Source organism: Bordetella avium, assembly GCF_034424645.1.
GTDB lineage: Bacteria > Pseudomonadota > Gammaproteobacteria > Burkholderiales > Burkholderiaceae_B > Bordetella > Bordetella avium.
The window spans coordinates 1,108,387-1,130,730 of the sequence record NZ_CP139969.1 but is presented as its reverse complement, the minus strand read 5'-3'; the positions used below and the strand labels follow the sequence as shown (position 1 = coordinate 1,130,730).

Annotated in this window: 25 protein-coding genes and 1 pseudogene; 13 read left to right on the top strand and 13 right to left on the bottom strand. The window is 61.8% G+C overall.

Features of this window, described 5'->3' with window-relative positions; genetic code table 11:
- Positions 1–3 precede the first annotated feature (3 nt).
- Complete coding sequence (locus U0029_RS05360) at positions 4–1,119, top strand: hypothetical protein (RefSeq protein WP_012418087.1); 1,116 nt, start codon at positions 4–6, stop codon at positions 1,117–1,119.
- Here the strand turns inward: U0029_RS05360 and U0029_RS05355 are convergent.
- The 3 genes from U0029_RS05355 to U0029_RS05345 all read right to left on the bottom strand — a co-directional run bounded on the left by U0029_RS05355 (position 1,116) and on the right by U0029_RS05345 (position 2,871).
- Positions 1,116–1,457 carry a 2Fe-2S iron-sulfur cluster-binding protein gene (locus U0029_RS05355; RefSeq protein WP_012418088.1) on the bottom strand — a complete coding sequence of 114 codons (342 nt, stop codon included), beginning with the start codon at positions 1,455–1,457 and terminating at the stop codon, positions 1,116–1,118. The genes U0029_RS05360 and U0029_RS05355 overlap by 4 nt on opposite strands.
- The gene (locus tag U0029_RS05350; RefSeq protein ID WP_012418089.1) at positions 1,454–2,038 is read right to left on the bottom strand and encodes an NUDIX domain-containing protein; all 585 of its coding nucleotides are present in this window, start codon (positions 2,036–2,038) and stop codon (positions 1,454–1,456) included. The genes U0029_RS05355 and U0029_RS05350 overlap by 4 nt, the downstream gene beginning before the upstream one ends.
- 68 nt (positions 2,039–2,106) lie before the next feature.
- Positions 2,107–2,871, bottom strand: a complete 765-nt coding sequence (locus U0029_RS05345; protein WP_012418090.1) for a sulfite exporter TauE/SafE family protein — start codon at positions 2,869–2,871, stop codon at positions 2,107–2,109.
- Positions 2,872–2,954: 83 nt separating this feature from the next.
- Between U0029_RS05345 and U0029_RS05340 the strand changes: the two genes are divergently transcribed.
- A complete protein-coding gene (locus tag U0029_RS05340) occupies positions 2,955–3,848 on the top strand; it encodes a LysR substrate-binding domain-containing protein (protein ID WP_114852572.1) in 894 nt (297 codons plus the stop codon).
- A 9-nt stretch (positions 3,849–3,857) separates the two neighbouring features.
- Here the strand turns inward: U0029_RS05340 and U0029_RS05335 are convergent, their stop codons facing one another.
- Together U0029_RS05335 and U0029_RS05330 are read right to left on the bottom strand one after the other, a co-directional pair.
- A complete protein-coding gene (locus U0029_RS05335; RefSeq protein WP_012418092.1) occupies positions 3,858–4,097 on the bottom strand; it encodes a DUF3820 family protein in 240 nt (79 codons plus the stop codon).
- A 70-nt stretch (positions 4,098–4,167) separates the two neighbouring features.
- On the bottom strand, positions 4,168–4,488 hold the full coding sequence (locus U0029_RS05330; RefSeq protein WP_012418093.1) for a hypothetical protein: 321 nt from the start codon (positions 4,486–4,488) through the stop codon (positions 4,168–4,170).
- A 155-nt stretch (positions 4,489–4,643) separates the two neighbouring features.
- On the opposite strand from U0029_RS05330, the gene U0029_RS05325 reads away from it, so the two are divergent.
- Together U0029_RS05325 and U0029_RS05320 are read left to right on the top strand one after the other, a co-directional pair.
- The gene (locus U0029_RS05325) at positions 4,644–6,353 is read left to right on the top strand and encodes a M14 family metallopeptidase (RefSeq protein ID WP_039052152.1); all 1,710 of its coding nucleotides are present in this window, start codon (positions 4,644–4,646) and stop codon (positions 6,351–6,353) included.
- Positions 6,354–6,416: 63 nt separating this feature from the next.
- Positions 6,417–6,842, top strand: coding sequence for a copper resistance protein NlpE (locus tag U0029_RS05320; RefSeq protein ID WP_012418095.1), 426 nt, complete (start codon positions 6,417–6,419; stop codon positions 6,840–6,842).
- On the opposite strand, the gene U0029_RS05315 is transcribed toward U0029_RS05320, so the two are convergent.
- Positions 6,834–7,019: an oxidoreductase-like domain-containing protein gene (locus U0029_RS05315; protein ID WP_114852573.1), complete on the bottom strand. Its 186-nt coding sequence runs from the start codon at positions 7,017–7,019 to the stop codon at positions 6,834–6,836. The two genes, U0029_RS05320 and U0029_RS05315, sit on opposite strands and share 9 nt — an antisense overlap.
- A gap of 115 nt (positions 7,020–7,134) precedes the next feature.
- Here U0029_RS05315 and U0029_RS05310 point away from each other — a divergent pair, with 115 nt between their 5' ends.
- Positions 7,135–7,767 carry a hypothetical protein gene (locus U0029_RS05310; protein WP_114852574.1) on the top strand — a complete coding sequence of 211 codons (633 nt, stop codon included), beginning with the start codon at positions 7,135–7,137 and terminating at the stop codon, positions 7,765–7,767.
- Between the two features lie 17 nt (positions 7,768–7,784).
- Here U0029_RS05310 and U0029_RS05305 read toward each other — a convergent pair whose 3' ends face one another.
- Positions 7,785–8,318, bottom strand: coding sequence for an OsmC family protein (locus tag U0029_RS05305; RefSeq protein WP_114852575.1), 534 nt, complete (start codon positions 8,316–8,318; stop codon positions 7,785–7,787).
- 274 nt (positions 8,319–8,592) lie between these two features.
- On the opposite strand from U0029_RS05305, the gene U0029_RS05300 reads away from it, so the two are divergent.
- Positions 8,593–8,805: a YdcH family protein gene (locus U0029_RS05300; RefSeq protein ID WP_012418099.1), complete on the top strand. Its 213-nt coding sequence runs from the start codon at positions 8,593–8,595 to the stop codon at positions 8,803–8,805.
- Positions 8,806–8,914: 109 nt separating this feature from the next.
- Here the strand turns inward: U0029_RS05300 and U0029_RS05295 are convergent, their stop codons facing one another.
- Entirely contained in the window at positions 8,915–10,177 is a 1,263-nt protein-coding gene (locus U0029_RS05295) for an MFS transporter (protein WP_012418100.1), read from the bottom strand.
- A gap of 107 nt (positions 10,178–10,284) precedes the next feature.
- Between U0029_RS05295 and U0029_RS05290 the strand changes: the two are divergent.
- The 4 genes and pseudogenes from U0029_RS05290 to U0029_RS05275 form a co-directional block, all read left to right on the top strand.
- Positions 10,285–10,426, top strand: a pseudogene (locus U0029_RS05290) (LysR family transcriptional regulator); the annotation flags it as partial.
- Positions 10,427–10,611: 185 nt separating this feature from the next.
- Positions 10,612–11,415, top strand: coding sequence for an aspartate dehydrogenase (locus U0029_RS05285; RefSeq protein WP_039052144.1), 804 nt, complete (start codon positions 10,612–10,614; stop codon positions 11,413–11,415).
- Positions 11,416–11,559: 144 nt separating this feature from the next.
- The gene (locus U0029_RS05280; protein WP_114852576.1) at positions 11,560–13,638 is read left to right on the top strand and encodes a putative bifunctional diguanylate cyclase/phosphodiesterase; all 2,079 of its coding nucleotides are present in this window, start codon (positions 11,560–11,562) and stop codon (positions 13,636–13,638) included.
- Between the two features lie 93 nt (positions 13,639–13,731).
- Entirely contained in the window at positions 13,732–14,847 is a 1,116-nt protein-coding gene (locus U0029_RS05275) for an AI-2E family transporter (protein WP_012418103.1), read from the top strand.
- Here the strand turns inward: U0029_RS05275 and U0029_RS05270 are convergent.
- The 5 genes from U0029_RS05270 to U0029_RS05250 form a co-directional block, all read right to left on the bottom strand.
- Positions 14,819–15,580, bottom strand: coding sequence for an ABC transporter permease (locus U0029_RS05270; protein ID WP_012418104.1), 762 nt, complete (start codon positions 15,578–15,580; stop codon positions 14,819–14,821). The genes U0029_RS05275 and U0029_RS05270 overlap by 29 nt on opposite strands.
- Positions 15,577–16,509: an ABC transporter ATP-binding protein gene (locus tag U0029_RS05265; RefSeq protein WP_039052145.1), complete on the bottom strand. Its 933-nt coding sequence runs from the start codon at positions 16,507–16,509 to the stop codon at positions 15,577–15,579. Before U0029_RS05265 ends, U0029_RS05270 begins: the two co-directional genes overlap by 4 nt.
- 152 nt (positions 16,510–16,661) lie before the next feature.
- Complete coding sequence (locus U0029_RS05260; protein WP_012418106.1) at positions 16,662–17,087, bottom strand: organic hydroperoxide resistance protein; 426 nt, start codon at positions 17,085–17,087, stop codon at positions 16,662–16,664.
- 129 nt (positions 17,088–17,216) lie between these two features.
- Positions 17,217–17,678 carry a MarR family winged helix-turn-helix transcriptional regulator gene (locus U0029_RS05255; RefSeq protein ID WP_039052146.1) on the bottom strand — a complete coding sequence of 154 codons (462 nt, stop codon included), beginning with the start codon at positions 17,676–17,678 and terminating at the stop codon, positions 17,217–17,219.
- Between the two features lie 78 nt (positions 17,679–17,756).
- A complete protein-coding gene (locus U0029_RS05250; protein ID WP_012418108.1) occupies positions 17,757–19,016 on the bottom strand; it encodes an adenosylmethionine--8-amino-7-oxononanoate transaminase in 1,260 nt (419 codons plus the stop codon).
- A gap of 95 nt (positions 19,017–19,111) precedes the next feature.
- Between U0029_RS05250 and U0029_RS05245 the strand changes: the two genes are divergently transcribed.
- The 3 genes from U0029_RS05245 to bioD are packed head-to-tail and all read left to right on the top strand — an operon-like array spanning position 19,112 to position 22,295.
- Positions 19,112–20,266: an aminotransferase class I/II-fold pyridoxal phosphate-dependent enzyme gene (locus U0029_RS05245; protein WP_114852577.1), complete on the top strand. Its 1,155-nt coding sequence runs from the start codon at positions 19,112–19,114 to the stop codon at positions 20,264–20,266.
- Positions 20,263–20,901, top strand: coding sequence for an alpha/beta fold hydrolase (locus U0029_RS05240; RefSeq protein ID WP_114852578.1), 639 nt, complete (start codon positions 20,263–20,265; stop codon positions 20,899–20,901). The genes U0029_RS05245 and U0029_RS05240 overlap by 4 nt, the downstream gene beginning before the upstream one ends.
- The gene (bioD, locus tag U0029_RS05235) at positions 20,898–22,295 is read left to right on the top strand and encodes a dethiobiotin synthase (protein ID WP_114852579.1); all 1,398 of its coding nucleotides are present in this window, start codon (positions 20,898–20,900) and stop codon (positions 22,293–22,295) included. The genes U0029_RS05240 and bioD overlap by 4 nt, the downstream gene beginning before the upstream one ends.
- Positions 22,296–22,344 lie beyond the last annotated feature (49 nt).

Sequence of the window (22,344 nt, the reverse complement as noted above, 5' to 3'; positions counted from 1 at the left end):
GCGATGACGCTGCGCCGTGGCTTGCTCGCCCTCGCAGTGGCCACGGCCGGCATGCATGCGGCCGCCGCACAGACCACTGCGCCAGCCGATCCCTACCAAGACGCCGTCGCGGCGTCTCCGGCACGCACCCCGCCCTGGCGCACGATAGAACTGGGTCGCAGCCCCTATCCCTTCCCGGTTTACACCAGCAAAAATCTGCAGCAAGACGATCTGCGAGGCATTCGCCGCCTGGTCATCATCGTGCATGGCGTCAAACGTGATGCGTCGCGCTATTACGATGCGGTTGCCTCCCTGACAGGCAGCAACCCCGCCCGCCTGAACGACACGCTAATCGTCGCGCCCAGGTTTTCCAGCAGCATCGACACCAGCTTTAGCCATATGCCTGCCTGGCGCCGCTCTGGCTGGGAATATGGCGAGCCCAGCATGGCAGCCAAGGGCCGACCCGCGCCCGTGGGCTCCATGCAGGTCCTGGATGATCTTTTGCATGAGCTCACCAGCAGCGCACGCCTGCCGGCCTTGCGCTCGGTGGTCATCGCGGGCCACTCGGGCGGCGCTCAACTGGTTCAGCGCTATGCCGTGCTGAACAATCTGGACGAAAACCTGCGCGAGAAAGGACTGGATGTGCGCTATGTGGTCGCCAATCCGTCTTCCTATCTCTACCTGAGCGCTGAGCGGCCCCACGCCGATGGCTTCGCCCCCTACGAGCGAGGCATCTGTCCCACCTATAACCAATACAAATACGGCCTGGATCAATTGCCGCCGTTTTTGCACGAGGTTAATCGCTCGACACTCGCCGCCCGCTATGCCGACCGGCAAGTGACATATCTATTGGGCTCGGCCGACAATAATCCTGAGCATCAATCGCTGGACAAGAGTTGCGGCGCGGAAGCCCAGGGCGCCACGCGCTGGGCGCGCGGGCTCGGTTATTGGCGCTACGAACAACTCAGCCTGCATCGCCACCCCGAATGGCCCAAGCTCAAGCACGACGCACAGGAGGTCGTGGGCGTGGGACATGACGCGGCCGCGATGTTCGGTTCGACCTGCGGCGCACGCGCCTTGCTGGGTGAAACAAGCGCGCCGCTGCCACAGGGTGCGCCCTGCCTGCCCCTTGCGCGCTAAGCCCGCCGCGCCCCAGTCAACAAGCGTCTTTCGGGCTCGGCTGCCTCAGGGCCTATGCGTTGCGCCTGTGGCGCATGCACCTCGAGATCGGATTCAGCATAGGCGACGCAAGGCAGTATCCAGCCCTCGGCCTGCTCGTCACTCGCCACGCCTGGCCATTCGATGCGGTAACTAACCTCGCCCGAACGCATCTGGCACAGGCAACTGCGGCAGGTGCCGTTGCGACAGGAACTGGGCATGCGTATGCCCGCCGCCTTGGCCGCAAGCAACAAGGGCGTATCCGGCGTGGTGCGAAAACGCCAGCCCGCAGGCAGCAGCAGGACCTCAAAGCCGCTCATGCCGACTGCCAATCTAGCTTCCAGGCGCCCGACATCGCATTCTGCAGCCACAGCATGCATGTCAGGGTTTTCGCATCGGTGACTTCGCCCCGCTGGCAGGCCGCAAGCAAGTCCGGCAGCGCGGCACTGCGCACATCCAGAAACTCATCCTCGTCCAGTTGACGCTCGCCAGCCGACAAGCCTCGGGCGAAATAGATATGAATGATCTCGGTCGAATAAGCGATCGCCAGATGCAGCGCTCCCGCCTTAGCCCATTCGGCGGCGGTATAGCCGGTTTCCTCGAAAAGCTCACGCTTGGCACAGGCCAAGGGGTCTTCGCCCGGGTCAAGCTTGCCCGCTGGAAACTCCGTCATGACCCGCTCTACGGGGTAGCGGAACTGGCGCTCCAGCAATACACGGCCGTCATCAAGCAGGGGAATCACCACCACGGCGCCCGGATGCACCACGTACTCGCGCGAGGCCAGGCGGCCATTGGGCAGGCGCACCCTATCGTGCCGGATCTTCAGAAAGCGGCCGTCATAGACCAGTTCGCTGCTCTCCCGGACTTCGGCCAGGTGCTGTTCTTGGGGATCAATGGACATGATGCTCGCGATAAAAAGTCAGGCGCCGCAGGGCCGGCGCGCGCTCAATTTACCACCTGCGCCTGTCCTTAAGCCAAGATCACGAGATTCACGCCCAAGAGCGCCAACGCCAAAAAAAATCCTCGCTTGAATGCCTTTTCGCCGATACGTCGACGCAGATGCTGGCCTGCCCACATGCCGACCAGCGCAGGAAACAAGGCCAGGATAGACGCGCCGGCCTCGTCCGGCCCCAGTGATCCGCCATAGGCCAGTCCGCCCGCCATCGCCAGCGTGGAAACCATAAAGGCAATCCCCATCGCCTGGACCAGCCCATTGCGATCCAGGCCAAGCGCCTGGAGATACGGCACGGACGGCAATACGAACACTCCCGTTACCGCCGTGATCAAGCCCGTTGCCGCGCCGCACAGGGCGCCTATCCAGCCCTCTTGGTGCGACGGCAGGCGCAACTTGACCGTAGACAGACCCAAAGCGGCATAACAAAGGAGCGCAACGCCCAACAAGCTGACAGCGCCATGACTACTGACGTCTGCAAACAGCCAGGCACCCAGGCTATTGCCAAGGCAAATCGCGATCAGAAAAGGGGCCAACCTGCGAATCAAGGCGACAAACTGCCCTCCCACTGCCAATTGCCAGATATTGGTAATGATGGCCGGCACCACCAGCAAGGCGGCTGCCTGCGGCGCAGGCATAGCCAGACAGAGCAAACCCACCGACACCGTCGGCAGACCCAGGCCGATGCAGCCCTTGACGAAGCCAGCCAGCAGAAAAACGCCAAAGATCAGGACAGTGAGAGAAACGCCAGCCTGGAGATAGAAATCGGTAAAAGTACGCATGGTGGCGGCATCTTGCGCTGCCCGGCCCGTCTTGAAAATGTGGAATACACTGACCCAGCCTATGTCTATAACAGAGTCTGCGCATGCATTTCGATCTGACCGACCTGCGGCTGTTCTTGCATATCTGCGAAAAAGGCAGCATCACAGCGGGTGCGCAGGCCAGCCATCTGGCCCTGCCCTCGGCCAGCGCACGCCTGCGCGGCCTGGAGGCCCCTCTGGGCACCGCCCTATTTTTGCGCGAACGGCGCGGCGTCGCGCCAACACCGGCTGGCCTGGCGCTGGCCCATCATGCCCGCCTGGTCTTGCAGCATGTGACGCATCTGCAAGAAGACTTGAGCGAATATGCGCTCGGTTTCAAAGGCCAGGTGCGGCTGCTATGCAACACCGCCGCCATCTCGGAGTTTTTGCCGGACCCGCTGGGAGCCTTCCTGATGGCGCATCCCAATGTGGATATCGATGTCCAGGAAGAGCCGAGCTACCGCATCGTGCCGGCACTGATGCAGGGCGCGGCGGATGTCGGCATCGTTTCCGATGCCGTCGATCTGACCGGCATGGATGTGCGCCCATTTCGCGCCGACCGGCTGGATTTGCTGGTACCCGCTGGCCACCCTCTGATCGGCTGCGAGCCCTTACGCTTTGCCGAAACGCTGGACTATGACTATGTCGCGCTGGAGAGCGGCAGCGCCTTGACGGCCCATCTGGACGACCAGGCCGCGCGGGCCGGACGACGCATGCGCGCCCGGGTCCGTATGCGTACTTTTGCATCGATCGCAAGAATGGTGGAGCAAGGCGTCGGCGTGGCGGTCATTCCTCAATCTGCCGCAAGACGCCTGCGTCTGGGCGGCAGCCTGCGCCGTCTGGCGCTGGCCGATGACTGGGCGGACCGCCGTCTGGTGCTGTGCGCGCGCGGCCTCGCTCACGCCCCTGCCTACGTGCAGTCGCTCGTGGCCGCGCTAACCTCATCGCCCACAGACTGAGCGCTGCCGTCAGGACTCGGGCTTGGCAGGTGCAGGCCGGGGCTTGCGTAAAGGATCGAGCAAAGGCCGCAAACCGTTGTGATCCAGCTCATGCATCAAGGCCAGCAGACGGCCAATCTCGCCTTTGGGAAAGCCATTCCGGGCGAACCAGGTGAGGTAATGTCCGGGCAGATCGGCGATCAAGCGCCCCTCGTACTTCCCGAAGGGCATTTCGCGGCGCACGAGCAGATCCAGTAATTCGGGGTTCATGGCATGTCACGGAAAAACCATGACTTTACCCTGCCGCCTAGCCTATGCAGCCCGGCGTGAAGACAGTCGCTCAAGGGCTGACGCGGCGCTCCTGTAACGCTCTCAGACAAGCTTCCACGCCAGCCGTGCGCTGCGCATTCGAGACCGCCGCGCGATCTGAGACCGTGCGGCAACGCTGATACTCGGCGATGCTTTCCGGGGTATCGTGAATTGGGGCGGGAGGCGGCGTAACGGTCTCGACGGTCATGGTCAAGGTGGAGGGCGGTGACCAGTTGGCCGATGACTTTGGCTGAAGGCCGGGAAATTGCAGTGCCTCGGTGGTGGTAGTGGCCGAGGCCGTGGCGGCCAGACACAAGGCGGCTATCGCAAGTAGGGGACGGGTGAATGTCATGCGCTCTCCTGAATCAATGCCGAATCGGCGTCTGAGTATGGTAGTCCTGCGCAGCGATTCCAAGACGCAACATTCGCAACAGGCCGATAACGTCCGAGGCGGAGTAAGCTCTGCCTACTGCTGGCTTTCGGACTCCTATCGTGATCTTGCTGGATATGCCTTTCTCGCGCCTGATCGAAGACTGGCTAGCACGCTATACCCAAGCCCAATGGCGCGGCTGCCGTCTGGAGGGGTGGCTGTTCGAAGGCCTCGAGGCACGCCGGCAGGCCGAGGCGAAACTGGCCGAGGCCGGCGTGAGCGCCCGCCTGCACAGCGCCTACAAGCCCCTGGTTCACGCCATACTGGAAGATATTGATACAAACGGCGTGGTCGGCGCTGAGATTCGCTACCCTGTGCTGCCTGGTCTGTCCGCTGAACGCTTTCTGCTGGAGGCCTATCCACTGGCCGACCTGCTGCCCGGCCTGCGCTTTATCGCCGAGAAAGGGGAGCATCCGGTTTACACCGTCACGCTGCGGCGGGCCGGCGGGATACAGACCCTGCGCATCGAAGCGCCCAACACTTGGGCGGCAGACCACCAGGGGCTAAGCGCCTACTCCCCCTGCGCCTGGCTGCGCATCACCCGCCCGAACGGAGAAATCAGCGTAGACCAGGCAGAGCGCGCCGAGTACCAGCGCTTGTTCGACACGGCCATGGATTGCATCGCCCAGCATCCCTGGGGCAAGACCGAGCCTTATTTCGAGCGCCTGAGCCTGAGGGCGGACATCCCGCCCCTGGAAACCCCCTTGCCGGGAGGAGAAACCGCCAGCACCAGTGAAGCACTGCACGAAGACCTCTACTTTTCGGTACTCGAGTTTTTCCAACACTACTCCGGCCGGCCGCCAGGCGACCGCGGCCTGCAGCCGGGCCAAATCGTGCCGGATATACGTCTTGCCGAGCAGCCCCGGCTGCGCATCACCATCGAAGCTTTCACCCCGGCCGGCAGACTGACGCCACGTCAGCCTGAACGGGCCCTGAACGAATGCGCCGAACCGCTGACATTGAGCGAAGTCGCCCATACGCTTGCCACCCTAGGAGGACAGGAATATGAAGCGCCGACGCGTCAGGGACGGCGCGTCCTGTGGCGCTATTTCGAAGGCCGGGAAACGCCGGTGTTGATTTCCGCCGCTCAGCATGCCAACGAAACCTCGGGCGTTATCGGCGCCTTGCGCGCCGCGCCTAAACTGCAAGGCGCCTTCGCCCTGCTGCCGCTTGAGAACCCCGACGGCTATGCCTTGTTCGAAGACTTACGCGCCTGGCATCCCAACCATATGCACCACGCGGCGCGCTATAGCGCGCTTGGCGACGACGTGGCCTTTCGCGAGGGACCGCCCGCAGGCGAGAGTGTGGCGCGCCATGAGGCCATCGCGCGCTCTGGCGCGCAGTTGCATATCAATCTGCATGGCTACCCCTCTCACGAATGGACCCGGCCCCTAAGAGGCTACCTGCCCCGTGGTTTTGAGTCCTGGACCCTGCCCAAAGGATTTTTCTGGGTACTGCAATACCACCCAGGGTGGGCAGGCCAGGCGCAACGGCTGGCGAAAACGGCCACGGCAAAACTGGCGCAAGCAGTCCCGGCCCTAGCAGGCTTCAATCGCTCACAACGGGCCCGCCGCGCGGTCTACGCCGCCAGCGACAACTGGCCGCTTTTCAATGGGATACCGGTCATGCTGCGTGAAAGCGGGCGCGAGCTGGCGCCTGTGTCGCTCATCACGGAATTTCCTGACGAAACGCTGTATGGCGCAGCCTACCGTTTCGCACATACTGTACAGATGCATACCGTGCTGGCAGCTACCGCAGCCTGGCGCGAAATCAACGTAGTTGGCTGAGGCCACGCGGCAAACCATTAGGGCTAAAGTGTAGGTTCTTAACAAGCAATGGAGATACGAGAGATGTTCCGTTTTCTTGCGCCCATAGCCACCTTGGCAGTACTGACGGCTTGCAGCAGCCCCGCTCCCTCAACGCATTTTTCACCTGTGCCCGCCCCGCCGGATATGCACACTTCACGCGGCGCGGTGGATTGGGCAGGCAGCTATGCGGGCACACTGCCCTGCGCGGACTGCCCCGGCATCCGCATCACACTTACGCTGAAAGACACGGGGCAATACGAGCTGAGCGAGCAGTACCTGGACCGTCAACCCAAACCCCAGATAACACAGGGCACCTTCCGCTGGCTGCCAGACAATGGCCGTATTCAACTCAGCGGCGACAACAGCCTCTGGCGCGTAGGTGAAAACGAACTGACCAGCCTCAGCCCTGAGGGAGAAATGCCTACCGGCTCGCTGGCCAAGCTGTACGTGCTCAAGCGCCTACCTTGACGCGGCCTGCCTGGCCTGCCATGCCTTCAGGTCTTGCCGGTACTGTTCCATGGCCTCGGCGAAGAGGTCGTGGACACAGGGGATACAGCCGCTTTCGCAGCATTCGTTAGGGCCCGGCGCCTCGGGCGCTTGCGGCCGAGGGTCCGTACTGGCGTCATTGGGTGCTGATATCTGCATATTCTGATTAGTACGACACTGCTAATACATTGTCCCGCAAACGGCTTTCTTTGACATAATGGGCCAGCACACCCGCCGCTTGCGGAAGTTTTTCCCATAAAGGTTTTACCAGGCAATGTCGAATTTCAAGCTGGACCTCCAGGCCCAGGGAGTGCGATTCAAAGTATTGGCTCACATGTTCCCGGCGCTACGGCACAGTGTCATCGTTCCGCTCTCCAATGTGGGCTTAGCCGCTGCACTATTGCATAACCCACCTGCCGATGAGCGCATCCCACAGCGACGACACCTGATCGGTGAAATGCAAAGCTTGCTCGAAGACAGCGTCTCCAGTCTGCGCGAGCTGGACGAATGGCTGATCGATCGCGAAAGGCAAAATGACGCCCACAGTGTATTCGAAGACTGTCGCCGTCTAGTGGCCTACCGCCTGCTCGCCTCAGGCAAACAGGTCTCCCTGCCCCAACTGCCCATCGTGCCCGACCTGCGTCTGTTTAGTTCGCGCTACGTCATTCTGGCCTGGCTGCTTTGCCTGCTGGACACGGTGGCAGATGGCGAAGAGCTGCGTGTGCACGCGCCTTCGGCCTGCATCTGGACCGCGGAGCCGGGACTGCTTATGGCGTCGCCGGCCTGGCCCGGCCAGCCTGAACCCATCCTGCCCGACGAACTGAGTCTGCTGGCCGCCGCCAGCGGCTGGCAGGCCGATTGCGCACCGGAGCGCTGGACGCTGCGCGGCCCGCTGGAGCACAGCTAAGTCGATACCCCGAAGATTCAGTGCGGCGCAGACTGAGTGTGCCGCAAGGTAGCATGCACGGGCTGTCCCTGCTTGAGCAGGTTGAGAATGGGACACCAGGCTTGAACCGCCTCATGCACCGCCTTGACCTCTGCCTCGCTGGCGGGCGACACAAGATGAGCGGTGTAACGGATGTTGTGGGGATAAAAAGGCAGAGTCTCGTAACCCGGCTTGCCCCCGCGCGGGTCCAGATCGCCTTCGATGTCGACGTCCAACGCGTCCAGCGGCAATTGCGCCTCGGCAGCCTTGATCAAAAAAATATGGGTCAGACAACTGCCCAGACAACCCAACAACAGCTCCGGGGAGGATGGGCCAAGGTCATAGCCCGCGTAATCCGCCGGACTATCACTCAAAACCTGATGGTCACGGATGCGAATGCGGCGCACGCCGCTGCGTCCCTCGGCGCTCACATGCGCCTTGAGCCGCGCCGGCTCAATCGTGAGGGGATCGCGTGCATGGCGGATCAGCACGGCTTCGCGTTTTTGCTTCAAGTATTCGTTCAGATTGTTCATGGTCTTAGTCCAACGAGAAAGAAACCCTGGCATCATCGGCTGAGGAGGCCTGCGCGCCAAATACTTGATTGCCATAACAACAAAGCTGCCCGCCTTAGCTGCTTATGCCCTCAAAGTCTGAAGGCGATCGACGACGCGCGGACACGCCCCATTTGACGCTCGAAACAGCATCGCTATACTGAAGTCATGCATGGACACCGGCACTATTTTCTGCCGCGCCATAGCGAGCTCCCCAGCTCCGAAGCGCGGTCTTTCCACCACGGAGGTCCCCTTTATGTTTCCTGAGTATCGCGAACAGATTTCCCGTCTCAAGACCGAAAACCCGCATTTCGTGAAGTTGTTCGATAAACATAATGAGCTTGATCAGCAGATCCAAAACATGGAAGCTGGCCGGGAAGCCGGCACCGCGTTTGACATCGAAAAGCTGAAAAAAGAAAAACTTCTCCTGAAAGACCAGCTTTACGCCATCCTCAAAGACGCTGGCTGATCGCGCTTAGCACAGACCTGCCCGCAAGCTGAACATCAAGGGCAGATCGGGGTGCCTCGGGCGTTGCACAGCGGCGCCCGCCCAATTCCTTCATCCGCCAGAAAGGCGCTCAGACCTGAGCCTGTTTCGCCAGGTTCCGTGCCGCACGCAAAGCCAACCCCCCACTCAGCGCCAACGCTATCAACAGCAGCGCACCGGACAGCTCTGTCACCCCGGCCCAACCGCCGGACTGCCAGCTTTTCCCTCCGAGGGAACCCAGCACACTGGCCCCGGTGTAATAAGACAGCAAATAGAGCGACGAAGCCTGTGCCTTATAGCCCCTCGCCATTTGGCCCACCCAGCCGCTGGCGACGGCGTGAGAACCAAAAAAACCGAAGGTGAAGACGATGATGCCTGCCACCAGCATCGTCAGATTGTCGGGTAGCGTCAACAACAGCCCGGCCAAGGTCAACACCGTGCCCACAACCAGCATGACGCTGCGGCCGTGCTTATCGGCCAGCCTGCCAAACAGGGTCGAAGCAAAAATGCCTACCAGATACACCACGAAGATAGCGCCGATAAAAGCCTGGCTTAGAGAAAAAGGCTGTTGCAACAGGCGAAAGCCGACATAGTTGTAGACTGTCACGAAAGCGCCCATCAACAGGCCACCCATTACAAACAGGCAGACCAGAGGACCATTACGCAGATGTTCGGCCAGGCCCGCGCGCGCGGCCTGCCAGCTATTGCCGCGCTGGGGCTTAAAGCGGCGCGAAGGCGGCAGCAGCCACAGGAACAGCCCGGCAGCAATCAGTCCCAGCAATCCCAACAGGCCTAGCGCTGCCCGCCAGCCAGCCACATCGGCAACCAGACCGGTCATGACACGGCCGCTCAGCCCGCCAAAGGCGCTGCCGCTGATATACAGACCCATTGCCAAGCCCAGTGTCTGCGGCTCCACCTCTTCAGCCAGATAGGCCATCGCCACCGCAGGCACGCCACCCAAGGCAATCCCTTGCAAAGCGCGCAGGGCGAGCAGGCTATACCAATCCGGCGCGCAGGCAGCCAGGATGCCCAGCACGGCCGAGGCAAACAGCGAGGCGGCCATGATGCCTTTGCGCGGCAGCGCCTGCGATCTCAGGCCAACCAGGAAAATCGCCAGCGCTAACAAGCCCGTGCCCAGCGACAGGGACAGACTGCTCTGTGCGGGCGTGACATGGAAAGTCTCGGTAAATAGCGGCAGCAGCGGCTGGATGCAATACAGGAGCGAAAACGTGGCGAAACCCGCTGCGAACAAAGCCCATTGCGCCCGATGCAAAGCTGGGCTGCCGCGCCGCAAATACCCCGGGTCATCCTGCTGTGCGATCGTGGACAACTCGGGAGCGGCGGGGGCGGACATAGTCAATCTCTCAGAAACGGCAGGCTATCGGGCCAGGGTTCGAAAGTTAGACTTTCATTGCACATTTGTCCAATATGTGGAAACGCGATTAATCATTTTTTAAAACAATAGAATTGCGCCATCTGCGCTATTTCCTAGCGGTCGCACTGCATTTCACCCGGGCGGCCGCCCGACTGGGCATCGGCCAAGCGCCCCTGAGCTTGCAACCAGCAGTTGGAACGCGAAATCGCCACGCCCTTGCTATTGCGCCCGCCACGCGACGATGCGCCACATGCCCGGCTCGACATGGTTTTCCGGCGTCGAGAACACTCGAACGCGGCCAGCAACGCCCCTGCCTTGCTGCGTGAACTCGCGCCCCCGCCTGCCTGCTCCCGCCGTGTGCGGGAGGTCTGTCATACACTTTGCCATTCGTACTAATTCCAACGAGAAAAAACATGCCAGCCTTAAAAGTCGGAATCGCCGGGTTCGGCGCCATTGGTCAGCGTGTCGCCCAAGCGCTGGATGATGGCCTGCCAGGCCTGCAACTGGCCGCTATCGCCGTACGCGAGCCGCAACGCTATGCCGATCGAATCTGGCAAGGGCAGCCTCCGGTTTTCACCGACCTGGCTCAGCTCGCCACGCTGTGCGACATCGTGGTTGAGGCGGCCCCCGCCTCCGTATTCCGCGAACTGGCGAAACCCGTGCTGGCCGCGGGCAAGAAACTGCTCTTGCTCAGCTCGGGGGCCCTGCTGCGCAATGAAGACCTGATCGAACTGGCCCGCCAGACGGGTGGGCAGATCATCGTTCCTTCGGGCGCCATTCTGGGCCTGGATGCACTGACGGCTGCCGCCGAAGGCCAGATCCATTCAGTCAAGATGATCACCCGCAAGCCGCCTCGCGGCCTGGCGGGCGCGCCCTATCTGGAAACCCACCGCATCAATGTCGAAGACATCACTCAGCCCACCCTGATTTTCCGGGGCTCTCCTCGGGATGCCGCCATCGGGTTTCCCGCCAACCTCAACGTCGCCGTCAGCGTGTCGCTAGCCGGTATCGGCCCTGATCTCACCACGCTGGAAATCTGGGCGGACCCCGGTGTCAGCCGGAATGTCCATCGTGTCGAGGTGGACGCCGACTCGGCCAGTTTTTCGATGGAAATCCAGAACATCCCCTCTGAGAACCCAAAGACCGGCCGCATCACCGCGCAAAGCGTCGTGGCCGCGCTGCGCAAGCTGACCGCGCCGATCAGAGTCGGAACCTGAGCGCACCGAAAAATTAGTCAGCGCGAGACCGTCAAACGCTGAAAAAATCGGATACGCTTTCACGCGTCTGATTTCAATTTTCCGCTTCTTTCGCGCCGGCGTTACCTTCCCACGCCCGTCTTACCTGCCTCCTGGAGGCTTTTGATGCTTGTTGGAAACTACGACCCATCCTTGGTGCTGGTCTCTTTAGGCGTCGCCATTCTGGCGTCCTATACAGCGCTGGGCATGGCGGGCAGGGTCAGCTCGGCGCAGGGAACAGCCGCGCGCTTCTGGTTGTTTGGCGGCGCTTGCGCGATGGGCCTGGGCATCTGGTCCATGCATTTCGTCGGCATGTTGGCCTTTAGCCTGCCCATTCCCCTGGGCTATAACCTGCCCCTGACCGTGCTTTCGCTGCTGATCGCCATCATCTGCTCGGCGTTCGCGCTTTGGGTTGTCACGCGCCGCACATTCCCGATCTCGCGGCTGGTCGGCGCCGCCTTGTTGATGGGCTGCGGCATTGCCGCCATGCACTACGTGGGCATGGAAGCAATGAATATGTACCCTGCCATCGAGTACTCGCCCTGGCTGTTCGCGCTGTCCGTGCTGGTTGCCATTCTTGCGTCAGGCGCCGCGCTCTGGATCACGCATCACCTGCGCTACCACCGGCCCGGCGCGCCAGCTTACCGGATCTGCGCTGCGATCGTCATGGGTCTGGCCATCGTCGGCATGCACTACACCGGCATGGCGGCCGCCCGATTCGCCGAGAACAGCGTCTGTATGGCCGTGCTGCATGGCATCAGCGCAGGCTGGCTGGCCGCCTGCATCACGGCCATTACACTGAGCGTACTGGCGATCGCGCTGGTGGTGGCGGTGCTGGACACGCGCCTGGAGGCGCGTACCTCTGCCCTGGCGAGCTCCTTGGCCGAAGCCAACCAGGAGCTCTTGCATCTCGCGCTGCACGACGCCCTCACACAACTGCCCAATCGCGCCCTGCTCGATGAGCGCCTGGCCCAGGCAGTATCACGAGCTAACGCCAACCGTAGCCAGTTCGCTGTCCTCTTCATCGACCTGGATGGGTTCAAGGCCGTCAACGACGCCTACGGCCATCAAAACGGCGACAGTCTGTTGCGAGCGCTGGCGCGTCGCATCGAAGACGAGGTGTTGCGGCCCGGCGATCTAGTAGCCCGTCTGGGCGGGGATGAGTTTATCGTGGTGTCTGATGTCATCGAACCCACCGATGCCGCCAACGTCGCGGAACGGCTTATCGACGTACTCTCGCGCGAAATCACGATCGACGGTCACAGCCTGTCGGTCACAGCCAGCGTGGGTATTTCCATTTTTCCAGGTGATGGGGGCGATGGCCATACGCTGCTTACCCATGCCGACGCGGCGATGTATCACGCCAAACGCCTAGGTAGCGCACGCCGTTACAGCTACTTCGAACCGGCCATGAACGAAAACGCGCGCGAGCAGCTGCAACTTCTGCAAGATCTGCGCCAAGCGCGGTCACGCAACGAGCTTGTGCTGCACTACCAGCCCAAGTTCATCGCACCGGCCGGACCGGTAGTGGGCGCAGAAGCCTTATTACGCTGGAACCACCCTCAGCGCGGTCTCATACCTCCGGCCGAATTCATTCCCATTGCTGAACGCACCGGCCTGATTTATTCCATCGGGGAGTGGGTGCTAGACGAGGCTTGCAGGCAGATGCGTATCTGGCGCGACCTCGGGCACACCACGTGGACCGTAGCGGTCAACCTGTCGGCCATGCAGTTTTCGCAGGTCGGCCTGACGAACAACATCCGCGAGACGCTGGAACGCCATCTCTTGCCCGCCTCCTGCCTGGCCATCGAAATCACCGAGACCACGGCCATGCGCGACGCCGAAGGCAGCCTCACTGTGTTGCGCGAGCTGTCTGCGCTGGGTGTCTCGATTTCCATCGACGATTTCGGCACAGGCTATTCCAGCCTGCTATACCTCAAGCGCCTGCCCGCCAACGAGTTGAAAATCGACAGGGGATTCATCAGCCAGCTTGAGCACGATCAGGAAGACGCGGCGATTGTGTCGGCCATCATTGCATTGGGCCAGCAGCTAAACCTCAAAATCGTGGCCGAAGGCGTGGAAACCGCTGCTCAGCAGCGCTTTCTGACCGAGCTTGGCTGCGACTCGCTGCAAGGCTTTCTGCTTGGCAAACCGCTGTCAGCCAGTGAATTTCTCAAGGCCGATTTCGCGCATGCCAACAACTGAGGCGCCGCACCTTGCCATGCGGCGGTCTGATCCGCTACAAGATGACAGGCTGGCATTCGGGCCAGCCGCCTTTTCTCGCGGAGAACCTCGTCCATGCGCCTGCGTTCCGATGTCGATTTTCAACAGCTACTCTCACGCAGCCTGCTCGATCTGATTATCCGCGTCAGCCTCATTGGTGGGCTGGTTTACTGGTGTTACCGGGTCGCTGAGCCCTTTATCGGCCTCCTGCTCTGGTCCATGATTCTGGCCGTCACCCTGGCGCCTATCCATGAGCGCCTCGCTCGTTGGCTGGGAGGGCGACCAAAGTCGGCCTCCCTGCTGCTGGTGGTGCTCACCATGCTGGCATTCATGATTCCTGGCGCCCTGCTGGCCAGCTCGCTGGCCGAGACGGTGCCGCGCCTGTTTCATCAAGCCGAAGGCGAGCCCGCCTTGCGTATTCCCGACCCTCCGGCCTTCATTTCCAACCTGCCTCTGGTCGGCGGACAACTGCACGACGCCTGGGCGGCGGCGACCGAAAACATCGAGACCGTGCTAAAGCCCTTGCAGCCCGCTCTGACCGGCGCGGCCAAGTGGCTGCTCAATAGCGCTACCAGCGCCGGTGCAGGGTTTCTGATTTTCCTGGCGGCTATCGCGATCGCCGGTCTGGTGCTGATTTATGGGCCGCACAGCAAACGATTCGCGGATGATATCGCCAGCCGCATCGCCGGCCCTCAACGCGGCCACGATCTAATCCTGCTCACCGTCAGCACCATCCGCGCCGTCGCGCAGGGCGTCATCGGTGTGGCGCTGATACAGGCGGCATTGGGGGGACTGGGCATGCTGCTGGCCGGCGTTCCTGGCGCGGGGATCTGGGCCATCGTGGCGCTCGCCGTGTGCATCGTGCAGCTTCCCATTCTGGCGGTCCTCGGGCCGGTGGCGATCTATGTCTTTCTGAACAACAGCACACCCGTCGCGATCATCTTCGCCATATGGAGCGTAATCGTGGCGCTGTTGGAGAATGTTCTGAAGCCCTTGATGCTGGCGCGCGGCATCAGCATCCCCCTGCCGATTATTCTGATCGGCGCGCTCGGCGGCGTGCTCGCCGCCGGCCTGGTGGGGCTGTTTCTGGGGCCGGTGGGGTTCGCGCTGGGCTATGTGCTGTTCATGCAGTGGGTGCGCGAACCCCTGGCCGGTCCGCCTGTCATGTCTTCAAACGATAACCCGTCTTGAAAATCCAGCGCACCGTCAGCAGACAAGCCAACAAAAACACTAGCGTCATGCCAATACTGACCGACAGGCTGACATCCGCCGTGCCGAAGAAACTCCAGCGAAAACCGCTTACCAGATACACCACCGGATTAAACAGCGTCACGGTCTGCCAGAACGGCGGCAACATATGAATGGAGTAAAAGGTGCCGCCCAGAAAAGTCAGCGGCGTGATGATCATCAAGGGGATGATCTGTAGCTTCTCGAAGCCGTCCGCCCAGACGCCAATGATGAAACCGAACAGGCTGAAGGTCACGGCGGTGAACACCAGGAACACCAGCATCCACACCGGATGCTGGATTTCGTAGGCCACGAAAAGACGCGCGGTCACCAGCATGATGATGCCCAGCAAAATGGATTTGCTGGCCGCCGCACCGACATAGCCCATGATGATCTCCACATAGGAAATCGGCGCTGAATGGATTTCGTATATCGTGCCCGAGAAGCGCGGCATGTAAATACCGAATGAGGCATTGGCCACGCTTTGGGTCAACAGCGACAGCATGATCATGCCCGGCACAATGAAAGCGCCATAGCTCACGCCATCGATGGCGACCATGTGCGAGCCGATGGCTGAGCCGAACACCACGAAATACAGAGAGGTCGAAATGACCGGCGAGGCGACACTTTGCATGAGCGTGCGCCAGGCACGGGCCATTTCAAACAGATAGATGGCGCGAACCGCGTACCAATTCATGATTGTGCACTCACCAGGCTGACAAAAATCTCCTCCAGCGTGCTCTCGGAGGACTGCAAGTCATTGAAGCCGATACCTTGAGCGTCGAGCTCGCGCAACAAGGGTTGCACCGGGTTGTCCTCGCCCTGGCTGTCATAGGTGTATACCAGGCATCGGCCATCTTCGGTCAGCTCCAGGTCGTAGGGCCTGAGGCTGGCGGGAATCTGGGACAGTGGCGCGGTCAGGGAGAAGCTGAGTTGTTTCTTGCCCAGCTTGCGCATCAGGGTGTGGGTCTGTTCGACCAGAATGATTTCACCCTTGCGGATGACGCCGACCCGGTCGGCCATCTCCTGAGCCTCTTCGATATAGTGGGTGGTGAGGATGATCGTGACGCCCTGCTCGCGCAAGCGGCGCACCATCTCCCACATGCCACGACGCAATTCGACGTCCACGCCAGCGGTCGGCTCATCCAGAAAGAGAATGCGCGGCTCATGCGACAGCGCCTTGGCGATCATGACGCGACGCTTCATGCCACCCGACAGCGCCATGATGCGGCTGTCTTTCTTGTCCCAAAGCGACAGATCGCGCAGAATGCGCTCGACCAGCCCGGGATTGGCAGGCTTACCGAACAGACCACGGCTGAACATAACCGTATTCCAGACCGTCTCGAATGCGTCGGTGGTCAGCTCCTGCGGCACCAAACCGATGACCTGGCGCGCGGCGCGGTAGGCTTTGACATTGTCATGGCCGTCTGCGAACACACGGCCGCTACTGGCATTGACGATGCCGCAAATAATGCTGATCAGCGTTGTCTTGCCGGCGCCGTTGGGCCCGAGCAAGGCGAAAATCTCGCCGCGCTGAATATCCAGATTGATATTTTTCAGGGCCTGATGCCCCGAGGCATAGACCTTGGACAGGTCTTGTACGGAAATCACACTATCGCCGCGCACGGCAACCTCGCTTGTTGTTCTGGACGGGCAGTCCTAAAGATAACCCGCATCACGGGGCCGTTTGGTCAATGCATACGAAAACTGTCGTCATTGCCAACGACCCATTGGAACACAAGCGCAAAGCGGGTGCCCCAAGGCACCCGCTGAACCCCTTAGACCAGAGTCAGAGTCACATCAATATTGCCTTGGGTGGCGTTCGAATAGGGGCACACGATATGCGCACGCTCGATCAGCTGCTGCGCGGCGGCGCGATCCATGCCCGGCAGAGAAATCTTCAGTTCGGCTTCGATGCCAAAACCCGTGGGCAGCGGGCCGATGCCCACCGAACCCACAATCGACACATCATGCGGAATGGCGATCTTGTCGCGGGCGGCAACGAACTTCATCGCACCCATAAAGCATGCGGCATAACCGGCGGCAAACAGTTGCTCGGGGTTGGTGCCCGCGCCGCCTGCCCCGCCCAGTTCCTTGGGCGTGGTCAGCTTGATATCCAGATGCTTGTCGTCAGAAACGGCAGCGCCGTCACGACCACCAGTCACGCTGACGTGGCTGCGATACAGAACTTTTTCGAGAGACATGATGCGCTTCCTTATCGAAGATCCGTGCGGGGCACGGGAGACGGAGATCCGCCGGGTTAAAATCGCTTACGATTAAATCGTGCACTAATTAAATTGCAATCAAAGCGCATTGACAATATTCATTAGGTCTTAATTCGCTTCGGCGACGGCCAAGGCCTCGCGCAGGCGCTCTAGGTGGGCTTTCAACAATTCGACCTCTTCGGAAGAACAGGCTGCGGCGCGCGCAATGCCCTGGGGCACACTCTGAGCTTGCTCTTGCAGCGCCCGGCCTCGAGGTGTGAGACTGACAATGACCTGCCGTTCATCAGACGGATCACGTTGCCGCAGCAGCAAACCGGCGCCTTCCATACGCTTGAGCAAGGGCGTCAGAGTGGCCGAATCCAGAAATAAACGGCGCCCAATATCAGACAAAATTAATCCGTCCTGCTCCCAAAGCACCATCATGACAAGATACTGGGAGTAAGTAAGCCCAAGCGGACCCAGCAACTTGCGGTAGACCTTGCTCATTGCAAGCGAGGTCGAATGCAACGCAAAGCAGAGCTGCTTGTCGAGCAATGGCCCACGCGAAGAATGAGAGGTCTTGGTTTTCATGATGGACAAATATTAAATCGTGCACTATTTAATAGCAAGCAATTCTTGAAAGACCTGGGATCAGGCTGCCTGACGGCCTCAGGGCGCACGCCGACGCAGTACCTGGCACACAGCGCCAGTCAGGCTGGCCAGATCATCGGCAGCTATCGTAAATGCCGGTGTCAGGTAAACGATGCGACCAAAAGGCCGCACCCAGACGCCGGCATCGATCAGGCCCTGTTTAAGCCGCGCCATATCGTGAATCGTCTTCAGTTCCACCGCGCCAATGGCGCCCAGCACGCGCACCTGCGCCACCCAGGGCAGCTCGGCGCAAGGCGCCAAGCCAGCACGCAAACCGGCCTCAATCGCCCGCACCTGCGCCAGTCTGGGCTCGCGCTCGAATAAATCCAGTGACGCATTCGCCGCCGCGCAGGCCAGGGCATTCGCCATAAAGGTCGGACCATGCATCAGGGCATGATCCGGGTCATCCGACAGAAACCCTTCGAACACCCGGGCGCTCGCCACCGTGGCCGCCAACGGCAGCGTGCCCCCGGTCAAGGCCTTGGACAGCGTGATGATGTCGGGACGGATACCGGCTTGCTCAAACGCATACATCGTGCCCGTGCGCCCGAAGCCTGTGAAAATCTCATCGAAAATCAAAAGGAGGTCAAACTCATCGGCCAGGGCTCGCAAGCGGCGCAACACCTCCGGGTCATGCATGAGCATGCCGCCCGCTCCCTGCACCAGCGGCTCGACCAGAATACCGGCCAGCTCTGCGGCATGGCGCTCGAGCAGGGCTCGCAAAACCTGCAACGACATCTCATCACGGGGCAGATCGGCAATCAGATGATCGGCCAGCATGCCGCGAAAGCGCGCGTGCATGCCCTCGTCCGGATCGCAGACCGCCATCGTGCCAAAGGTGTCGCCATGATAGCCGCCCCGGAAGGCCAGAAAACGCTGACGGCGCCCCCCCTGATTGAGCCAATATTGCAGGGCCATTTTCATGGCGACCTCGACAGCCACCGAGCCGGAATCGGTGTAGAACACGCGCTCCAGGCCCACGCTGGCGCTGAGTCTTGCGGCAAGTGTCAGCGCCGGCTCATGGGTCAGTCCACCAAACATGACATGGGGCATGTCTTGCAATTGTCGCGTCACGGCCTGAGCAATATGCGGATGGTTGTAACCATGGCAGGCGGTCCACCATGACGCCACGCCATCGATCAGACGACGGCCATCGGCCAGCGTCAGACGCGAACCTTGCGTCGCGATCACCGGCAAAGGCTGCGGCGCCGTTTTCATCTGCGCATAGGGTAACCAGATATGGGGGGAGCCCTGGCGCATCCATTCGGGTTGGGTCATAACACGCTCCTGAACAGCGGACTGCAAGCCCGCTCTACTACAATGGCCCGCATTCTACGGCCGGGACCGCCCGGCCCGGTATTGCCGGATTGTTCATGTCCAAGCTGGATTCTCTTTTTCTTGACGCGCTGCAGACGGCGCGTGCCGCGCATCGCTTACGCGAACTGCGCCCGGTGCAAATGCGCGGTGCAGGACACATCCATCGCGACGGCCGAGCGCTGCTCAATTTTTCCAGCAATGACTATCTGGGTCTGGCTCACCACCCGGCATTGATCCGCCGCTCACGCGACTGGACGCAAACCACGGGAAGTGGGGCATCCCGTCTGGTCTGTGGCACGCTGGATTTGCACCAAAGGGTCGAAACCAAGCTGGCCCACGCCAAAGGCACCGAAGCAGCGCTGCTGCTGGCCTCGGGCTGGCAGGCCAACGCCGCCGTGCTGCCCGCTTTGTTTCAGGCTGTCGGCCAAGCCAGGCTCTACACTGACCGGCTCAATCACGCCAGCCTGCATCAGGGCTGCCAGACGCAGCGCCAGATGCGCTACCGGCACAATGATCTGAACCACCTGGAAAGCCTGCTCAGGCGAGACCGTGATAAACCCGGCACCCCGTTCATCATTACGGAAAGCGTATTCAGCATGGACGGCGACCGCAGCGACATCGTGGCGCTTGCCGATCTCGCAGAACGCTACAACGCCTTTCTATATCTTGATGAAGCGCACGCAACCGGTGTGCTGGGTCCCTCAGGCATGGGCCTGGCCGGCCTGGCCCCCGGGCGCGTCGATCTCATCATGGGCACCTTCAGCAAGGCGCTGGGCGGGTTTGGCGCCTATGTCGCGGGCTCGCGTGCGCTATGCGACTACCTCATCAACCATTGCTCTGGTCTGATCTACACGACGGCGCTGCCGCCCTCGGTGCTGGGCGCCATGGATGCCGCGCTGGACCTGGTGCCGCAGATGGATGCCGAGCGCAGGCATCTGCATGCCAATGCCCAGCGTCTGCGTCAGGCCTTGGCTTGCCTCGGCCTCGATACGGCCGGCTCCTCGACACAAATCGTGCCCGCCATTGTCGGCGCGGCGGATGAAGCGCTGACGCTGGCCCGCCGACTCGAAGCCGCGGGCCTGCTGGCCGTAGCCATCCGTCCGCCCACCGTGCCGGAAGGCAGCAGCCGCCTGCGCTTCGCCCTGAGCGCCGCGCATCGCGACCAAGACATCGATCGCCTCATTACTGCGCTGGAGGCCGCGCTCTCATGACACGCCCCACCCTGTATTTCGTGCACGGCTGGGCCTGTGACGCCCATTTCTGGGACAGCCTGCGCGCGCGCCTGCATGACTGGCCGCAAACCGTGGCTGACGCCGGCTATTTCGGCGCGCCCGCTGAAACGCCTCCGCCAGGCCCGGTAGTGGCCATCGGTCATTCGCTCGGCGGCATGAAGCTGTTGGCCGATCCGCCCGCCCATTGCCAGGCCTTGATACTCATCAACAGTTTCGGGCGTTTTGGCGCAGGACAGGGATTCACACAGGGTGTTGCGCCGCGCCTGCTGGACCGCATGCGCACGCAGTTACGCGCCCGCCCGCAAGCCGTCCTCAAAGACTTCCGCCTGCGCGCGGCCAATGGCCGCACGCTGCCCGCCGCGCAGGGCGTCCCGGATATCCAGCGGCTGGATACCGACTTGCTGCGGCTGCGCGACGAGAACCGCCTGACCGAACTGCATCATTGGGCCCGCCCTTTGCTCAGCCTGGGCGCTGGGGCCGATGCCATCCTGCCCCTTGATGCGCAAGCGCCTGCCACCCATTTTTTCCCGGATGGCGACCACATGCTGCCACTGTCCGATCCGGATGGGTGCGCCCAAGCTATCCTGACTTTTCTGAAGGCTTTACCCGCTTGACCCCTTTCTTGCCAGACCGATCCATCGCCAAACGCTTCGACGCCGCCGCCGACCGTTACGAGCATCATGCCTGGGCACAGCGCCATGCCGCCGAAGCCCTGGCCGAACGCATCGCCGCCTTAGCCCTGCCAGCCAAGCCCCGCATTCTGGAAATCGGCTGCGGCACAGGCCTGCTAACTCGTGCGCTGGCGCGCCGTCTAGGTCCGGCAGACTGGACCTTGAGCGACATCGCCCCCGATATGCTGCGGCAGGCTCGCGCCAATCTGAATCTGCCCGCGCGCTATCTACGCATGGATGGCGAGCACCCCGCAGGCCTAGATGGTCAGTACGACCTCATCTGCTCCAGTCTTGCCGTACAGTGGTTCGGTGATCTGAACGCCGGGCTTGCCCGGCTGACACGCTGGCTTAGGCCCGGCGGCCATCTGGCCATCGCCACACTGGCGCAAGAAAGCTTCAAGGAATGGCATCAAGCCCATGCCGTTCTGTCGCTGAAGGCAGCGACACCAGAATATCCGCCAGTGGCCGACATCCGTGCAGGCCTCTTGCCCGGCCGGGTAGACAGCGAGCAGCATGTCCAAAGCCATCACAGTGGCCTGGCCTTTCTGCGAGGTCTCAAAGGCATCGGCGCCACCGCGCCGCGCGCCGGGCACCAGCCGCTGAACACCGCGCAACTGCGCGCCGTGCTGCGGCAATTCGACCGACAAGGAGCGTGTGTGACCTATCAATTCGCCTATGGACAATGGCGCAAACCTCGGGGCGTCTTCGTGACCGGCACCGATACCGGCGTGGGCAAGACGCTGGTGTCCGCACTGCTCACCCGCGCCTGGCAGGCTGATTACTGGAAACCGCTGCAAACCGGCCTGGCCGAGGAAAGCGGCGACAGCGCCACCGTTGCGGCACTGGCCCGCCTGCCGCCAGAACGTCTGCACGCCCCCGCCTACGCCCTGCAAGCGCCGCTCGCCCCCTGGGCCGCCGCCAGCCTTGAAAACACCTGCATCGACGCGACGCGATTAACCCTGCCCGAGACGGCTGCGCCGCTGGTGGTCGAAGGGGCGGGCGGACTTTACGTCCCCATCGATGAGCGCAGCCTGATCATCGACCTGATCGACAATCTTGGCCTGCCGGTCGTACTGGCCGCGCGCAGCGGTCTGGGCACGATCAACCACACTTTGCTGAGCCTGGAAGCCCTGCGGGCACGCAAGCTGCCTGTGCTTGGCGTCATCATGAGCGGTCCGCCTTCGGACGACAATCGCCGGGCTATCGAACACTTTGGCCGCATCCCGGTGCTGGCGCAGATTCCGCAACTGGACGTGGTCGATGCCCAGGCGGTCGATCTCTGGTCCAGGCAGATCCCCACGCTGGATAGCCTGCTGTCATCGAACGCGAGCCGCTGAGATAGACACGGTGCGCCCCCGTGTTCGCGCGAGCGCTCGCCTTCAATCG

Coding starts and splice junctions, on each gene's coding strand:
- U0029_RS05360 (WP_012418087.1), top strand. CDS start 4: ATGACGCTGCGCCGTGGCTTGCTCGCCCTCGCAGTGGCCACGGCCGGC.
- U0029_RS05355 (WP_012418088.1), bottom strand. CDS start 1,457: ATGAGCGGCTTTGAGGTCCTGCTGCTGCCTGCGGGCTGGCGTTTTCGC.
- U0029_RS05350 (WP_012418089.1), bottom strand. CDS start 2,038: ATGTCCATTGATCCCCAAGAACAGCACCTGGCCGAAGTCCGGGAGAGC.
- U0029_RS05345 (WP_012418090.1), bottom strand. CDS start 2,871: ATGCGTACTTTTACCGATTTCTATCTCCAGGCTGGCGTTTCTCTCACT.
- U0029_RS05340 (WP_114852572.1), top strand. CDS start 2,955: ATGCATTTCGATCTGACCGACCTGCGGCTGTTCTTGCATATCTGCGAA.
- U0029_RS05335 (WP_012418092.1), bottom strand. CDS start 4,097: ATGAACCCCGAATTACTGGATCTGCTCGTGCGCCGCGAAATGCCCTTC.
- U0029_RS05330 (WP_012418093.1), bottom strand. CDS start 4,488: ATGACATTCACCCGTCCCCTACTTGCGATAGCCGCCTTGTGTCTGGCC.
- U0029_RS05325 (WP_039052152.1), top strand. CDS start 4,644: ATGCCTTTCTCGCGCCTGATCGAAGACTGGCTAGCACGCTATACCCAA.
- U0029_RS05320 (WP_012418095.1), top strand. CDS start 6,417: ATGTTCCGTTTTCTTGCGCCCATAGCCACCTTGGCAGTACTGACGGCT.
- U0029_RS05315 (WP_114852573.1), bottom strand. CDS start 7,019: ATGCAGATATCAGCACCCAATGACGCCAGTACGGACCCTCGGCCGCAA.
- U0029_RS05310 (WP_114852574.1), top strand. CDS start 7,135: ATGTCGAATTTCAAGCTGGACCTCCAGGCCCAGGGAGTGCGATTCAAA.
- U0029_RS05305 (WP_114852575.1), bottom strand. CDS start 8,318: ATGAACAATCTGAACGAATACTTGAAGCAAAAACGCGAAGCCGTGCTG.
- U0029_RS05300 (WP_012418099.1), top strand. CDS start 8,593: ATGTTTCCTGAGTATCGCGAACAGATTTCCCGTCTCAAGACCGAAAAC.
- U0029_RS05295 (WP_012418100.1), bottom strand. CDS start 10,177: ATGTCCGCCCCCGCCGCTCCCGAGTTGTCCACGATCGCACAGCAGGAT.
- U0029_RS05285 (WP_039052144.1), top strand. CDS start 10,612: ATGCCAGCCTTAAAAGTCGGAATCGCCGGGTTCGGCGCCATTGGTCAG.
- U0029_RS05280 (WP_114852576.1), top strand. CDS start 11,560: ATGCTTGTTGGAAACTACGACCCATCCTTGGTGCTGGTCTCTTTAGGC.
- U0029_RS05275 (WP_012418103.1), top strand. CDS start 13,732: ATGCGCCTGCGTTCCGATGTCGATTTTCAACAGCTACTCTCACGCAGC.
- U0029_RS05270 (WP_012418104.1), bottom strand. CDS start 15,580: ATGAATTGGTACGCGGTTCGCGCCATCTATCTGTTTGAAATGGCCCGT.
- U0029_RS05260 (WP_012418106.1), bottom strand. CDS start 17,087: ATGTCTCTCGAAAAAGTTCTGTATCGCAGCCACGTCAGCGTGACTGGT.
- U0029_RS05255 (WP_039052146.1), bottom strand. CDS start 17,678: ATGAAAACCAAGACCTCTCATTCTTCGCGTGGGCCATTGCTCGACAAG.
- U0029_RS05250 (WP_012418108.1), bottom strand. CDS start 19,016: ATGACCCAACCCGAATGGATGCGCCAGGGCTCCCCCCATATCTGGTTA.
- U0029_RS05245 (WP_114852577.1), top strand. CDS start 19,112: ATGTCCAAGCTGGATTCTCTTTTTCTTGACGCGCTGCAGACGGCGCGT.
- U0029_RS05240 (WP_114852578.1), top strand. CDS start 20,263: ATGACACGCCCCACCCTGTATTTCGTGCACGGCTGGGCCTGTGACGCC.